The 16,299-nt window shown below is 49.4% G+C and carries 11 protein-coding genes; 3 read left to right on the top strand and 8 right to left on the bottom strand.

The annotated features are described in order from the left end of the window. Nucleotides 1-33: 33 nt before the first annotated feature. A complete protein-coding gene (locus N5E87_RS14875; protein ID WP_086902300.1) occupies nucleotides 34-549 on the top strand; it encodes a DUF4145 domain-containing protein in 516 nt (171 codons plus the stop codon). Between the two features lie 814 nt (nucleotides 550-1,363). On the opposite strand, the gene N5E87_RS14870 is transcribed toward N5E87_RS14875, so the two are convergent. Beyond that, the gene (locus N5E87_RS14870; protein WP_086902301.1) at nucleotides 1,364-2,419 is read right to left on the bottom strand and encodes a hypothetical protein; all 1,056 of its coding nucleotides are present in this window, start codon (nucleotides 2,417-2,419) and stop codon (nucleotides 1,364-1,366) included. A 425-nt stretch (nucleotides 2,420-2,844) separates the two neighbouring features. On the opposite strand from N5E87_RS14870, the gene N5E87_RS14865 reads away from it, so the two are divergent. Further along, complete coding sequence (locus tag N5E87_RS14865) at nucleotides 2,845-4,278, top strand: PLP-dependent aminotransferase family protein (protein WP_197721453.1); 1,434 nt, start codon at nucleotides 2,845-2,847, stop codon at nucleotides 4,276-4,278. Nucleotides 4,279-4,413: 135 nt separating this feature from the next. Here N5E87_RS14865 and N5E87_RS14860 read toward each other — a convergent pair whose 3' ends face one another. The 6 genes from N5E87_RS14860 to nadK all read right to left on the bottom strand — a co-directional run bounded on the left by N5E87_RS14860 (nucleotide 4,414) and on the right by nadK (nucleotide 13,577). After that, a complete protein-coding gene (locus N5E87_RS14860) occupies nucleotides 4,414-4,983 on the bottom strand; it encodes an LUD domain-containing protein (protein ID WP_086902303.1) in 570 nt (189 codons plus the stop codon). Nucleotide 4,984: 1 nt separating this feature from the next. Continuing rightward, nucleotides 4,985-6,379, bottom strand: a complete 1,395-nt coding sequence (locus N5E87_RS14855; protein WP_086902304.1) for a lactate utilization protein B — start codon at nucleotides 6,377-6,379, stop codon at nucleotides 4,985-4,987. Nucleotides 6,380-6,389: 10 nt separating this feature from the next. Beyond that, nucleotides 6,390-7,133 carry a (Fe-S)-binding protein gene (locus N5E87_RS14850; RefSeq protein WP_086902305.1) on the bottom strand — a complete coding sequence of 248 codons (744 nt, stop codon included), beginning with the start codon at nucleotides 7,131-7,133 and terminating at the stop codon, nucleotides 6,390-6,392. Nucleotides 7,134-7,435: 302 nt separating this feature from the next. Further along, nucleotides 7,436-10,240 carry an FAD-binding and (Fe-S)-binding domain-containing protein gene (locus tag N5E87_RS14845; RefSeq protein WP_086902306.1) on the bottom strand — a complete coding sequence of 935 codons (2,805 nt, stop codon included), beginning with the start codon at nucleotides 10,238-10,240 and terminating at the stop codon, nucleotides 7,436-7,438. Between the two features lie 62 nt (nucleotides 10,241-10,302). After that, complete coding sequence (locus N5E87_RS14840; protein WP_086902307.1) at nucleotides 10,303-11,949, bottom strand: L-lactate permease; 1,647 nt, start codon at nucleotides 11,947-11,949, stop codon at nucleotides 10,303-10,305. A 749-nt stretch (nucleotides 11,950-12,698) separates the two neighbouring features. Beyond that, nucleotides 12,699-13,577 (bottom strand): NAD(+) kinase, encoded by an 879-nt coding sequence (nadK, locus tag N5E87_RS14835; protein ID WP_084789193.1) that lies wholly within the window; start codon nucleotides 13,575-13,577, stop codon nucleotides 12,699-12,701. Nucleotides 13,578-13,676: 99 nt separating this feature from the next. Between nadK and grpE the strand changes: the two genes are divergently transcribed. Further along, nucleotides 13,677-14,288 (top strand): nucleotide exchange factor GrpE, encoded by a 612-nt coding sequence (grpE, locus tag N5E87_RS14830; protein WP_086902308.1) that lies wholly within the window; start codon nucleotides 13,677-13,679, stop codon nucleotides 14,286-14,288. 126 nt (nucleotides 14,289-14,414) lie between these two features. On the opposite strand, the gene dxs is transcribed toward grpE, so the two are convergent. Continuing rightward, nucleotides 14,415-16,283, bottom strand: a complete 1,869-nt coding sequence (gene dxs, locus N5E87_RS14825; RefSeq protein WP_086902309.1) for a 1-deoxy-D-xylulose-5-phosphate synthase — start codon at nucleotides 16,281-16,283, stop codon at nucleotides 14,415-14,417. Between the last annotated feature and the right edge of the window lie 16 nt (nucleotides 16,284-16,299).

Genomic DNA, 16,299 nt, shown 5'->3' with positions numbered 1-16,299 from the left:
TTATCCGCATTTTATGCGGGCGTTAGGCACGGAATGATGAAAAATACATGGGAAGGTAGGCAGCGGCCACATATCGAACACATAACCTCGCTGTTCGAAAATGAGGTGCTTGGTGCATTTATATCAGGCCACCTGGTCCTTGAGGCAATTCTAGTGCAGATGCTTGAGACCAAACCGAGTGCTGATGACAACGGAAAATATTTTGACTGGAGCTTTCGTAGAAAAATTGATTCCGCAGAAGCACGAAATCTAATAGATGCTGGTATGGCGACGTTTCTTCGGGGTGTGAATGATATTCGTAACCGTATGGCACACAAACTCGATATGCCTCTGACTTTTGAAGATGCATTCGAGTTGGTAAGGCTCGCAGCAAGTGGCGGGGTCGACTTTTCAGATGACTCTATTCATTCTGATAGGGAAGCTTCGCTGCAGTGCTATGGTATCGAGGGTATTATTCAAGAGGTTTTTCAGAATGCCTCACAAGATTTACTCTTTACCCTAGACGACGATAACTACCTCCATCAATTTATCGGGATTCGTAATGCCTAACCAAGCCAAGCAGCGCGACCCATTTTACGCTTCGCCTTTTGCTCCACTTCAAATGGTCGCCTGTTGGCGGCGTTAAACCCATAGAAATTTTAATCCGAAACTCAATAATTAGAGATTGGGAATCTAGCATGCTTTTGTCCCAAAGCATGCAGTGTTTCTTTAAAACATACAGGCTACGCTGATGCCAAACAGGTGAGCCATGGTGATTAGCGAGACGACCGTCCGCCCCATGGCCGCTTTTTGGCATCCATGCCATCCCGGCATTCGTGAATCCATTCACATCAGACGGGAGGTCGAGCATCCACGGATGGACTTGCTGCGTGTCGGTGAGTGAACACCATGGCAAGCCTGAGTTAGTATAACTTTCAACAAAAAAAACAATAGATTAGTTAGGGTTGGCATGGTCGTCATAACTTTCTTAATGTTATTTTCGATCTTTAGTGCATTAAATCCAAGGCGCTTTTGTCCCAAAGCATGCTGTGTTTCTTTAAAACCAATAGGCTACGACGATGCTAAACAGGTGAGCCATGGTGAATAGCGAGACGACCGTTCGCCCCATTGCCGCTTTGGGTATTCATACCATCGCGGCATTCGTGGTTCCATTCACATAAGATGGGGCGACCTTGCATCAAAGGAGGGAGTCGCTGCGCGTTGTCGAGTAAATGTCATGGTTCATCCATCTGTGGACATCGGTTTTTAAGTGGCTTTACAAGTGATTTAGCCGTACTAGCGCTCCTGTCACTAATCGATTTACTGATACATAGACGCGATAACAGGGGCAAAATCTAAGAGTGTTTACCCCTGTTGTTGAGGCTTAGTCTATTCTGACGCCTACCAGTGCTGAGATAATGGCTACGGCGGTTAATGTGCTGAGTAATATTCCGCACCACCAAATTCTATTGGCCGTAGCAAGCTTCACTTGATGCGCCAACATCACTACCCGTAATCCCGAAAACAAGTGTGCGAGTGAGAAAAATACACCCAGCGCATAATGAGGGAGTAAACGAATATTCCAAGGATCATTAATCAAGCCCGTTGGTAGGCCCGCGGCAAATGCCCAATCTGTTGGAATGCCAAGATAAGTCCGCGCAAAGATAAACACTGAGTTCATATGTCCTAGGATAAAGATGGCCATAAAAATCCCCGAGGCTAATTGGAACACGCGGTAGCCATCGATGTTGGATTCACTCCATCCCCACAGTAAGCGCAGGCCACTTACTATCTGAAACAGCATCATCGCGACCAATATTGGTTCTATCACAGGGGAGCGATAAATGCTGCGCCCAAGTTCCATAAAGGCGGCGTGAGCCTCAGGCCCAAAGAGGCCAACCAAATGATTAACAATGTGAAAGAGCAAAAATAAGGCCGTTACTGAGCCAACGATGCCGTGTGCGACTCTCAGCTTGGCTGACATCGCGGTGCTTTTAGGCTGCGCCACTAACTGGCCGCGAGTGGACAGCCAATAACCCAGCACTAACCAAGCTGGGGTCCATAACCAAGGATCGGGAATGGTCACGCCCGCCATGTAAGTCACTACGCCAAAAAAGACGTATAAAGTCGGTGCGGCTACCGCTAACAGCGCAAAGCGGCGACTGCGAATATCGGTTTCGAGGGCGGCATCATTTGGCTGGCTCGCCATGCTTAAATTGATCAGGGGCACAATAAACGCAGCCAGTAAGATCAATGCGGCCAAAACGGTCGAGCCATCAATCTTTGTTGGCGTTTGTAAATCGAATCCATTAATGGAAATCGCCCAATGGAAGGCCGCTAATATCCAGGGATACAGTGCAACGCTTATTACTGATATCCACAGCATGGATTTAGGCTTTAATGGCGGCAAAAGGCCGCGTTTTTTGTCTGAATTAGTCATAGTTTCCCACATTCAATTGTTGAACAAAATGCATGTTCTTGGCCGTTGTTTTTCAAGCAATATCAATGCTTTTAGCCAAGCTTACGTGTCATACATGTCTAGTGGTTGTCATGCCGTCAATAGTCAGCGGCATGTGCTGGGGTGTGACCTTGATGGTTAAGAACGAAAGTGGTTATTGTCGAATTGGCAAGCTCCAATCCACAGTGCAAATGCCACTGGCGCTGATGCGTGACTCCTAGTCGATATATAGTTATTGATAATGGCGTAACAGTTTGTTTTTAAATGTATTTAAGCACATTCTTAAGCAGTGGCTTGTCCTCTTTTTACATTAAATGGTGATTTGCTTAAGAAAGTGCGCTCACTATACAAGCCTTATGGCATACACTAATAGAGCCAAAAAAGGTGAAAATGACTAGGACATGGCCTTGAGTAACACCACAGACAATCAACCCCAACCCGTGCAACTCTATCGACAGATTTATCAACGTTTTCGTGATGCGATTGCCAATGGCAACCTTGAGCCGGGTGACCGCGTGCCCTCGATAAGGGCGTTGGCATCGGAAATGAATCTGGCGAGAGGGACAGTTGAAACCGCATACCAGTTGTTAATCAGCGAAGGTTATTTTGTCGCGCGAGGGCCTGCCGGCACTATTGTTTGCCCCCGGATTAAACCTGCTGAATTAACCCCGCAGCCGATAACACCGCCAGTCGTGCAAACGGCTTTATTGCATACGGGCGAGCTGCCAAAGCCTTTACAGCTTGGTTTACCAGCATTGGATGCGTTTCCGAGCAAGTTATGGCATCGCCTTGCGGCGCGGGCGATGAGACAGTCGCAAGTGCAAGGGTTAATCTGCGCCGATGCGCGCGGTGATGCCTCGCTAAGAGCCGCGATTGCGGGCTATTTAGGGATTTCACGTGGGATATCTTGCTCACCCGAGCAAGTGTTTGTGGTCGCAGGTTACCGTGCAGGATTGGATTTAATTTGCCGTAGCCTGCTAAACGTAGGGGACAGTTGCTTAGTCGAAAATCCCGGCTACTTTGCCGCGCATGATTTTATGCGCGAAGCGGGGGCAAACTTAGTCCCAGTGCCAGTGGACCAAGACGGCATGGTAGTCGATGAGGGGCTTAAATCCGCGCCCGATGCGCGTTTTGCGATTGTTACGCCAGCCCATCAAAGTCCACTGTGTGTGTCATTATCCATGGCCCGTCGGCAAGCCTTATTGGCCTGGGCGAAGGCTCAAGAAAGCTGGATTATTGAAGATGACTACGACGGCGAATATCGCTACCAAGGCCGGCCGCTGGCGCCCTTGAAAAGCTTAGATGCGTACGATCGGGTGTTATATTGCGGCACCTTTAGTAAGGTACTCGTACCCGGTTTGAGATTGGCTTATCTAGTTGTGCCCGTGGCGCAAATCCCACGATTTACTGAAGTGATTGGCAAAATGCACAGCCATTGCCCGCCATTATGGCAAGTCACCACAGCCCAATTTATCGAGCAAGGCCATTTCGCTCGCCATTTGAAAAAGATGCGCAGTCTTTACTCGACCCGCAGAAGCTTACTTATCGATGCGCTGACCGAGACCTTTGGTGAGCGACTGAGGATTGACCGGCGCACTGGGGGCATGCATATCGTGGTACGTTTGGCTGATGGCACTAATGATAAAGCCGTATCCCTTCGGGCAAAGAGTGCGGGATTGTCGATGCAGGCATTATCCAATTGGTATATCAGCGATGAGGTCGAGCAGGGATGGTTACTGGGGTTCACTAATGTGAATGACAGGACGCAGGCGCTTGCGCTCGCGCAGCAACTGGCGTTGATTATCGATGAGCAACCAAGCATTAATACAGACGTGGGTTGAGCTAAGTCACTTATATTATAGTTTTTAATCGAATCTGGCTTTGCAGTGATGCAGGGCTAAAACGAGAAGTAGTATCTTTGTGCCAATAAAAAGCCGCCAGTTAAGGCGGCTTTTAAAGGTTTAGTGCGCTAGCAATTAAACCAGATACACATTTAAGCTACAGGCACCGTGGGCGCCGACGACGAGGGCTTGCTCGATATCGGCGGTTTTTGAAGGGCCCGCGATAAATACACCAAACTCACCCGCATCTAAGGTGATGTCCTTGGCGGCTTGATGCATGTTCGGCACAATCTTAGTGCTAGGTAGCGCTAAGATCAGGTTTTCACAGATAAAAGGCGTGACCCTGTGGCCGAGGTTTTTGTTGTTGACCCAAATAGCGCCATTTTCGGCAACACCAACATCCCCAGGAATGACCGCATAATCGATATCCCTAAGTTCGTGTGCCGTTGGTGGCACGTCACGGTTTGCCGTGATGCCTTCAACGAGTGAGATGACCTGCAAGCCTTGGGCGACAAGTTCATCTACTTTGGCTTGCAGTGCCGTGAGTCCGCCTTCGCGGTGCAGTGTGCCCGCCACGGTTTTTAGATTGGTTTCAAACTGACCAACCAGATCTTCTACCCTCGGGGCGACATCGATGCTTGGCATAGGATGGTTTGTTAAAGCCGACAGTTTGAGCGCATTGAGAATTTCGTGCTTACTAGACATCTTATAGGCTCCTGTGTTTCTTAAACCAAGCTTCGAAGCTGGAGTTGGGGGCGACGGGCAGTTCACGGTATTTACCCCAAGCGCCGCTAAATGGCTTGAGCAGACTGCCCGGCAGAATGCGCAGTGCGGTACGGGCCGCGCCCATTGAGCAATTGAGCATGGTCGGGCTTGCCATAAATTTACCCACTAATGGCATATAACTGTTTTTGCCGTAAGGGAGTTTTCCGGCTTCGGCCTTAAGGCGTCTGTGGTGGAAAATAATCTTATCGAGCGGCACTTTAGTCGGGCAAACATAGGTACAGCTTCCACACAGGGTACAAGCCCAAGCGATGGAGTTAGTGTCATCGCTCTTGGCACCCACGGCAATCCCAATCGGGCCGGGGATAGTGTAGTTGTAGCTGTAACCACCGGAGCGGCGATACACAGGACAAGTATTTAAACAGCCACCGCAGCGAATACATTTTAAAGATTCGGCAAGGATTTTATCCTTCAGCATCTCAGTGCGGCCGTTATCGACGATGATGACGTGCATCTCACCATCGACCTGTGGTCCACGGTAGAAGGCGCTATAGGTGGTGACGGGTTGGCCGGTTGCGTTACGGGCGAGGGTGCGCAGTAACACGGCGGCGCTGTCGATATCGGGGACAATTTTGTCGATACCCATTGAATGCAACTGCAACTTGGGTAGGTTTGCCCCCATGTCGGCGTTACCTTCGTTAGTACAAACGACCACGGCGCCCTTGTCTGCAATCGCCATGTTTACCCCTGTCATAGCGGCATCGGCGCTGAGGAATTGCTCACGCAGGTGGGCACGGGCGGCGCGGGTCAAATAGAGTGGATCGGACTCGCCTGCTTTAGTGCCTAATTTGTCATGGAACAGATCGCCCACTTCTTCTTTCTTCATGTGGATGGCGGGCACCACAATGTGCGAAGGTGGCATTTTCGCCAGCTGAATAATACGTTCGCCCAAGTCGGTGTCGATAACTTCAATCCCGTGTTGCTCTAAGTAAGGATTGAGGTGACATTCCTCGGTCAGCATGGATTTTGACTTAACTAGCTTCTTCACCTGATGACTGGCTAAGATGCCGTGTACGATACGGTTGTGCTCGGCGCCATCTTTTGCCCAGTGGACTTTGATACCGTTTGCTAGGCAATTTTGCTCAAAGGTTTCAAGGTATTGGGCAAGGTTGGTTAAGGTATGCAATTTGATTTCGGAGCCTAGCTGACGCAGTTGTTCCCACTCGGGTAAGCTACCTGCGGCGCGGTCACGTTTTTCCCGCAGCACCCAAAGGGCCTTAGAGTGCCAGTCAACACGGGTTTCATCACGGCAGAAAATATCAGCCTTGTGGGCGTGAACCTGTGAGCCCGTTGCCTCGTGATTATGTTGATATGCCATAGTGGGTCTCCTAGAGCGCGGCGTTAAGTACTTGCGCTATGTGGCGAATTTCAATTGGCAATTGTTGTCTGCGGATCATGCCATCGAGGTGTAATAGGCATGAAGGGTCGAAGCCAACCACATATTGCGCGCCCGTTGCCGCGTGGGCTTGGGCCTTGTCTTTACCCATCTTGGCCGATACGGCGCCTTCATCGACGGCAAAAGTCCCACCAAAGCCACAGCATTCGTCGCGACGGTCTGGATAGACAATGCCGATTCCGGCGATATTGGCGAGTACGGCTTCAACCTTGTTGAATCGTGGGCCCATTTGCTCACTTGGTGTGGCAAGGCTCAACATACGAATGCCGTGGCAGCTCAGTTGCAGGCTGATCTTATGGGCAAACGGCTTGTTGAAGGCAGGGATTGGGGCGACATCGTGGAGGAACTCGGTCAGTTCATAGAGTTTGTCGATAACGGCTTGGGCTTCTGGGCTATTGTCAAACTCGTGGAAGTTTTCTTTGGCGGCCACTAAACAAGACGCGGCAGGGCAAACAATGGCATCACATTCCACACCCTTGAAAGCATTGAGTAATTTCAAGGTAGTACTGCGTGCTGCATCGAAGCAACCCGAGTTGGTCATAGGTTGGCCACAGCATGTTTGGCCTGCGGGTAGAATCACTTGGTGTCCGAGTTTTTCCAGTAATTCCAGGGTGGCAATCGCCACGTCTGGCATCATTTGGTTAACGAGACACGGGATGAAAAGAGCGATTTTCATTGTGTTTTTCTCTTTCTTGTTAGTGAACGACATTGCCTTGCACTGTGACCCCAAAGTCCACACAAATGCTAAGGTAGTTGATCAAATATAGGCTTATCTTAAGTAAATAAGTAGCGCTAATTTAGTAAATGATCTTGTTGATTTTTGCAAAAATGAGAATATTTTAATGCGTTGATTTTAATATATTAAATATGGTTTTTGTTTTGTGATTCACCTCTCCGCTCAATAGTGTTTAACGATAAATGAGAATAGTTTTCTTCTGATAAAAAAACGGGGCCATTTCTAGCCCCGTTGAGTACTTTTTAGCGGCTGCACTCTTCGAGCAGATACGCTAAGTGGCGGTAGGAAATGCCACTGTGCTGGGTTAAGCCGACCTCACACATACGGTTGGCGTAATAGCCTTCCTTAATCTCGACAGGAATGAGCTTTTTAATATTACGCAGGGCGCTGGCGTTGATTTCTGGCTTATAAAGGCCTTTTTCACCGGCGTAACCACAGCAGTCAATGCCCGCAGGTTTGAGCACTTGGCTCGAACAAGCATCGGCAATGGCTTGCATCTTAGGCTCTAACTTCATCTTACGAGCGCTACAACCTAAGTGCAGAGCCACATTGACCTTTTTGTTGATGCTCAGCTTATCCAGCAGCTTGTCGTGCATAAACTCAACTAAGTCGGTGATTTGCACCTGAGGGTTACCCGTGAGGGTACGGTAGGTACAAGACAGGGCATCGACTAATACTGGGATTTTGCCGCCATTACTCATCTTGCTGACCACATCGATAAGCTCTTGGCGTTTGGCGTCGGCGTTTTTAAAGTCGCCTTTAGATTCCCACATTTGGCCGCAGCATAAATCGCGGGTCTTCTCTGGGGTAATAACGTTATAGCCCGCACGCTCGAGCAGGGTGACAACCACCTCTGGCAAGGTGCGATTATCGGGATCCTTAGGTGTTGGACCAAAGGTGCGGCCACCGCAGGCGGGGAAGTAAACCACAGTTTCTTGGCCCGCTTTGGCTGGTGATGGTTTAGGCAATTTGCCACCTTTGGGGAAGTCTGGATTCCAATAGGGCACTTCTTTGGAGAGTAAACGGCCAGTTTTCATCAGCGCGTTGGTGATACCATCGCCGGTGATTTTATGGATGACTCCCAATACGTCAAAGCCTGTGCTGATCACTTGGTTGACGGCGCCAAAGTGTTTGGCTTGGAAATCCAACACTTTTTGCTCAGTGGTGCTGATATAGGGTGTGCGTAGCTTACGGACTAACTGACCCATGCTGTTATCGACTGGGCAGGCAATAGTACAGAGCTGACAAGCCGCGCAGGTATCAATCACATCATACTTGGCATCGGCACGCATTTTATCGGCGGCGGCTTTATCGCCAGATTGCTCTAAGCGCTCGATTTCACGCAGGGTGGCGATCCGCTGACGTGGCGAGAAGTTCAGTGCCGAAGTCGGGCAGGTTTTTTCGCAGAAACCACACTCGATACACTTATCGACAAAATCATCGACAACAGGGCAAGGCTTGATGTTTTTCACGTGCACTGTGCTGTCGTCGTTTAAGATAACGCCGGGGTTGAGCAGGCCTTCTGGATCGAAGATATGCTTGATGCGTTTCATGAGGGTGTAAGCATCTGCGCCCCATTCCATTTCAACGAAAGGTGCAACGGCGCGGCCAGTGCCGTGCTCGGCCTTCATCGAACCATCGTATTTATGGATCACCATCTCGGCCACATCTTGCATAAAGCCTTGGAAGCGCTCGATGTCGGCTTGGGAGGCGAAGGTCGGGGTGATAATAAAGTGGAAGTTACCCGCCAGCGCATGGCCGTAAATCACGCCTTCGGGATAGCCGTGCTTATGGAATAGCTCGGTTAAATCGGCGGCGGCCGCGGCTAAATGTTCGACGTTAAAGGCCACGTCTTCGATGATGACTGAGCTGCCTTTTGGTCGCTCACCACCAATAATCGGGAACAGACCAGAGCGCATTGCCCAGTATTTGCTGTACACATTGGCGTCGCTACTGAAGCTAATTGGACGCTCGGTTTTGATGTGCGCGAGTTTGGCAATCACATCTTGGGTATAGCTTTCTAAGGTTTGGGCATCGTTAGCGCGGGACTCAATCAATAAAATTGCCGCGCCTTCTGGCAGTTCATTAAGCCAATCTGGCATGCCTTTTTTACCGGTGACGGCCTTGATGGATGCCCAGTCGAGTAATTCGGCGGCGGCAACGCTATCGCCAATAATCGGTGGAATGGCACTCGCCGCATCCACCATATTGAAAAATACCGCCATAGCCGAGGCTTTAAATTTGGCTTCATCGACCGTGTGGTAAGTGACTTCTTCGACAAAGGCTAAGGTGCCCTCGGCGCCGACGATCAAGTGGTTAATCAGATCGAACGGGTCTTCAAAATCCACTAGAGCATTGATGCTATAACCCGTAGTGTTTTTGATGGAGTATTTCTTGCGAATACGCTGCGAGAGCACATCATTGCTGCGGGTTAATTTAGCCAGTGAGGCCAGTGAGTCGAGCAACTCGCCGTGGCTTTGGGTAAAGGCGGCCTTAGACTTATCGCAACCCGTGTTGAGCTCGGTACCATCGGCAAACAGCAGTTTAGCAGAGGCGATGGTCTGGTAACTGTTTTGCGCCGTACCACAGCACATACCCGAGGCGTTGTTAGACACAATACCGCCGACCATGGCCGAGGCAAGGGTCGCCGGATCGGGGCCGATTTTCTTATTGAGAGGCTTGAGCGCCGCGTTGGCATCGGCACCAATCACCGCCGCGCCTAAGGTGATCTTATTGCTGTCGGAACTGATTTCAATGGTTCTAAAACCGTCATGGCCCAAGATCAATAAAATCCCTTCGCCAATGGCTTGTCCAGATAAACTGGTCCCCGCCGCACGGAAGGTTACTGGCACTTTATGGGCACGGGCGATGGCTAAGGTCTGTTTGGCCTGTTCGAGGTTATCCGCGTGGACCACAATTTCAGGCACGATACGGAAATAACTGGCGTCGGTTGACCACGCAAAGCGGCGCACAGGGTCATTTGAGACGGCTGACTCGCCGAGTTGTTGAATAAGCTCTTTATAAACAGCGTCATAATTAATAGACATAAGTTACTCTCTCAACGCTAAAAATGACTAAGGCCGCCAAGCGGCCTTAGGTTTCGATTGGCTTAGAAGCCACCCCAAAGGGTTGCGATGGTGCCTGCAAGTAGCGCATAACCAATCGCCACAGGCATAGTTTTACGAATAATTTCTGATTCTCTACCCGCCATACCTACAACGGTCGCGGCGGCTACGACGTTCATCACACACATCATGTTACCCGCGTTCGCACCGATACCTTGTAGTGCTAATACTAGCGCGTGGTTCATGCCAATGTTGTCGGCCACACTGTATTGCAGACCGGAGAACATCATGTTGGAGAAGGTAGCCGAACCTGAAAGGAAGGCGCCGAAGATCCCCACAATCGGTGCCATCCATGCCCACACTGCGCCCATTGAATGGGCCAGCATGTCGGCTAAGGCAACAGGCATAGACGCGAGGCCCGCACCGTTAGCACCAGAGTTTAAGAAGATTTTCACCATAGGCACGGATGCGCCTAATGAGATGATAGTCGGTAACATCGACTTGCATGACACGCCGATGGATTGCTTAATCGCAGGGCTTTTCATCTTGAATAGGAAGAAACCTAAGATACACACGGCCACGAAGAAGGCGCCTGGTGCGTACAGGGTCGCAAAGCTGGCTTTAAGTTCAGTCCCCAATAAACCAGTCCAGCTGATGTTGAAACCCGATAACCAGGCTTTGAGTGGCGCAACCGTACGTGATAACACTAATAGTGCTGCCATGATGATATAAGGTGTCCAAGCGGCGATTTGTGAGAACTTAGTGGTGGTCTCAATTTTGGCGCTTTCCTCTTGGTTATCATTTTCGGCAAAATCATTCCAAGGCGTTTTTGGCAATAAGTAACCCTTACGGGCAACGGGGATAACCATCGCCATACCGATGAGAGAACCAATCACGGATGGGAACTCAGGGCCCGCAATATAGTTGATGATCCAAGCGGGAACGGTAAAGGCAAGACCCGCGAAAATCGCAAACTTCCAAATGGCTAAGCCTTCTTTAAATGACTTATTACGGCCGAAGAAGCCCGTCAGAATCGACACCATCACCAGTGGAATTAAGGTACCTGTGATTAAGTCGATAGTGATCATATGCATTGCAATGAACTGGGCAAAGTCAGGATAAGTGCCACCGTGCTCGGCAATTTGCGCCGCAGCCATGCTCACACCACCTTGGGTTAAACCTTGCTCCATACCAAACAGCACGGGTAAACCAATTGCACCGAAGGATACGCAGGCCGAGTCGGCGATCAGCGCCACAACGGCGGCGGCAACGGGCGGAACCCCCAGCAATACCAGCAGCGGCGCACCAATCGCGGCTGGTGTTCCAAAGCCCGCACTCCCTTCGATAAAGGCACCGAATAACCAACAGATAATAATCACTTGCACACGGGCATCGGCACTGATGTTAGTGAAACCCGCGCGAATGGTATCCATGGCCCCTGAGTATTTCAGGGTGTTGAGCAGGAATACTGCGCCGAAGATGATGGTTAAGGGAGTGATGGCTGACAGCAGTCCTTCGAGAACCGATGCGGCTAACAGTGTGGTATCCATTTGCCAAATAAACACGGCGGCAAGCGCCGTAACTATCATGGAGATGGGCATAGCTTTGGATGCTGGCATTCTGAGTAATACGAGAAAGATCATTACACTGATCACTGGCGTCAAGCTGGCGAGGAGTTGAAGTATTGTCATGCTTGCCTCTACATAAAGTGGTCTGTCTTATTATTTATATTTGGATCTTGCTAGTGTTTTCCTGTTTAACCCTCGGCGGGTAAATCAGCAGTTTCAACTGCCAATGCCAAGAGTCACAACATTCTGTGGTGTGTACTAGACGCTATTCGGGGCTTAACTAATATGATCTAGATCATTTTGACTGCTGTATAAAATGCTAATTTACAGTGCTGTGGGAGGCTTCTCTCAGAGGATTTTCCTAACTGTGATCCATGTCACTCGAAGGTGATTTTTTATATTTCGATAATGGGATGTTTCACTGATTTCTATTCCTTAAGGTTATAAAAATCGAGATATCCGCTAAATTAGCTATCAGTATTGCAATTAACTGATCCATTTATTTCATTAATGAGTACTTAATGGATTTTTAAGACAATATTAAGATGTGATCCATGTCTCGTTTTTGTGCGGCGATGAAAATCACTCCGCTAAATTGAATTGAGTAAGGTAATGAATAAATAGGTATTTATTGAGTTTTGCACCGCAGGGAATAATGAGAGCGAGATCAAGTTTTAGTGATGGCTAAATTTCGCGTGATGAATATCACTTAATGAATTTTGTTTTAATCTGAAATCTAATAACGGTTAATAAAGCTGTTTACAGCTACGCAGCCGCAACACACCATTCTGTTAACAACTGGAGTGGAGATTAACCTGAGTGATTAATGATGGCGTGCCTTTGTGGCCATTATGCCTTCGTCTTATGTGGGCTTAAAACAGCTTACTGCCCCAGCCGAGTTTACTGCGTAACACATGGAAGTAATTATGGCCTTTAGGGTGGATAAGCCTGAGCTGCTCAGAGCTTCGGCGCACTATGATTTCATCGCCGGGTAAAACGGCTAAATGCACGTGACCATCGCAGCTTACTTCGAGATTTTCGCCATTTTCAGGGGAGACGACCATCTTAATGGTGCTGCAGGCATCGACCACTATGGGGCGACACGACAGTGTATGCGGAAACATAGGCACTAGGATTAATGCCTGTAAATTGGGGGTAAGAATAGCGCCTCCTGCCGACAGGGCATAGGCGGTAGATCCCGTCGGGGTTGAGACTATCATGCCATCGGCGCGTTGGCTGTACATGAATTGATTGTCTATATAGACTTCAAATTCAATCATATGGGCAATTTTACCCGGATGGAGTACCGCTTCATTAACGGCGGTATTGCTCGCTTTTAACATGCCATGGCGATAGACCTCGGCCTCGAGTAAAAAGCGGTGCTCGGTATCAAATTCCCCATCGAGCACTTTGGCGAGGGCTTCTTCAAAGGCATCGGGCGGTAAATCCGTTAAAAAGCCGAGATTGCCACGGTTTACCCCAATCACACCGACATCGAAGCGCGCCAGTACTCTGGCGGCACCGAGCATATTGCCATCACCACCCACGACTATGGCTAAATCGCAGCGTGCGCCAATCTCTAATAAATCGACCGCGACGATATTTGTCCCTAACTCGCTGGCAACACGCTCTTCCACGAGGACTTCATACCCTTGCACCGTCAGCCAGTGGTGCAGACGTTTGAGGGTTTGATTTGTCCCTGGGTGGTGTGGCTTGCCAATCAGGCCAATGGTGTGGAACTTTGTGGTCATATTTATGCTAGATCTGGCCTTAGGCCTTGAAACGTCAAAATTGATCCCCATAATATGCCCAGAGTATTTAGAAACAAAGCATTTTTAGCTGGAGTGAAAATGAGCAACGAGTCGATTAAAGCAGAACAGGATCTGATCCAAGAGGGTGTAGAGTCTGAAGTTTCTACCGAAGAAGCGAGTCTGATTGACGAGCTTACCCAAGCCAATTTCCGTATTGAAGAGCTGGAACAGTTACTCGCTGACGCTTTGGCGAAAGTTGAAGAGCAAAAAGATTCAGTTATCCGTGCTGCTGCCGAAGTAGACAACATTCGTCGCCGCGCGGCGATGGATGTGGAAAAGGCTAACAAATTTGCATTGGAAAAATTCGCCAACGAATTACTGCCAGTGTTAGACAATATGGAACGTGCACTGCAAGGTACTAATCCACAGGATGAAACCACGAAAGCATTGTTCGAAGGTGTTGAGCTCACGCAAAAGAGCTTCTTAACCGCCGTGGCTAAGTTTGGGGTAAAACCTATCGATCCACAGGGGCAAGCCTTCAATCCTGACCAACATCAAGCCATTGGTATGCAGCCAAGTGCTGAGTATCCAGCCAATACTGTGATGTTAGTGATGCAAAAGGGTTATGAGCTAAACAGCCGTTTACTGCGTCCAGCCATGGTGATGGTGTCACAGGGCGGCCCTAGCCAAGAAATCAACATTGAAGCCTAAGCTAACGCTTAGCGCTAACTAATAAAAAGGACTGCCGATGCAGTCCTTTTTGTTTGTCTGTTGTTTTTCTATTTGCCATTAATCGTGATTCATTACGATTAATGGGAGCTTAGCTCCCATCAACACTCAATCGGCAAGAAAGGCATTAATTTGCGCCAACATACCTTCGGCATCGAGTTGTAAATCATGGGTCACTTCTTCTGGAGAGCCATGTTTAATAAACTCATCGGGTAGGCCGATTTGCAGCACAGGTTTTGGCATTTTAAGCTTTTGCAGTAGCTCTAAAACGCCAGAGCCTGCGCCGCCCATAATGGCGTTTTCTTCCACTGTGACAAGCACATCGTGGGTTTGCGCCATCTCTTTAACCAAATCCACATCCAACGGCTTCACAAAGCGCATATCGACGACGGTGGCGTCTAAGCTTTCTGCGGCGGTTAAGGCGGCGGCTAAGGTGGTACCAAAGTTCAGCATAGCGATACGCTTGCCTAAACGCTTAATAACGCCTTTACCGATTGGCAATGCCGTCATGGCTTCTACCTGAGTCGCGCCGGTGGCGCTGCCCCTTGGATAACGCACCGCACTCGGACCTGCATCATAGCAATAACCGGTATAGAGCATTTGGCGACATTCATTTTCATCCGATGGCGCCATGATCACCATATTCGGGATGCAGCGCATAAAGCTTAAATCGAATGCCCCTTGGTGAGTTGGGCCGTCGGCACCGACGATACCGCCACGATCAATGGCGAATAATACAGGCAAACGCTGTAGTGCCACATCGTGGATCAGTTGATCATAACCCCGTTGCAGGAAGGTCGAGTAAATGGCGACCACAGGCTTAAAGCCTTCACAGGCAAATCCGGCACCTAAAGTCACCGCATGTTGCTCGGCAATGGCGGCATCGAAATATTGTTTCGGGAAGCGCTGTGAAAATTCCACCATGCCCGAACCTTCACGCATGGCAGGGGTAATGCCTAAGACTTTTTCGTCCTGCTCGGCAATATCACATAACCATTTGCCAAACACTTGGGAGAAGGTCGGCAGGCCCGGCTTAGTGGCTGGCTTCTTAAACTGTGAAGGATCAAATTTAGGTACCGCGTGCCAACCGATAGGATCTTTCTCGGCTGGTTCATAACCACGACCTTTTTTGGTCATGATGTGCAGTACTTGTGGGCCCTTTAGAGAGCGCATATTGCGCAGGGTTTCCACTAGGGCGTCGACATCGTGGCCATCGATCGGGCCGATATAGTTAAAGCCTAACTCTTCAAACAGAGTGCCAGGCACGACCATGCCTTTAAGGTGTTCTTCGGTGCGCTTGGCCATTTCTTTGATGACAGGCATGCCCTTGAGCACTTTCTTGCTGCTTTCACGAATCGTGGTGTAGAGGCGGCCCGACATCAGTTGCGCTAAGTGATTGTTGAGCGCGCCGACGTTTTCTGAAATCGACATTTCGTTATCGTTCAGCACCATCAGCATATCGTTGTGCAAATCACCCGCGTGATTCATGGCCTCGAACACCATACCGCCCGTCATGGCGCCATCGCCAATGACGGCGACCACTTTACGTCCTGCCTGTTCTTTTTCGGCGGCAACGGCCATGGCTAATGCGGCACTGATGGATGTGCCTGAGTGTCCGACGCTAAAGGTGTCGTATTCACTTTCTTCCCGCCAAGGGAAAGGGTGTAAACCGTTCTTTTGCCTAATGGTGTGCATTCTGTGGCGGCGACCGGTGAGGATTTTATGGGGATAGGCTTGGTGGCCAACGTCCCAAATCAAACGATCAAACGGGGTGTTATAGACATAATGCAGGGCAACAGTCAGTTCGACTGTGCCGAGTCCAGAGGCAAAATGTCCGCTGGACATGCCAACGGACTTAAGAAGAAACTCCCGCAACTCATCGGCCAATTGAGGTAACAGGGCCTGAGGAAGCTGGCGGAGTTCATTAGGAGTGTTGGCCTGAGCCAACACGGGAAACTGTGAAATGTCCAAACTCATAGCGAGATACTTCGTC

The sequence above is a fragment of the Shewanella sp. GD03713 genome (assembly GCF_029843705.1).
Classification (GTDB): Bacteria; Pseudomonadota; Gammaproteobacteria; order Enterobacterales; family Shewanellaceae; genus Shewanella.
This window is presented reverse-complemented; position numbering and strand designations above follow the sequence as displayed.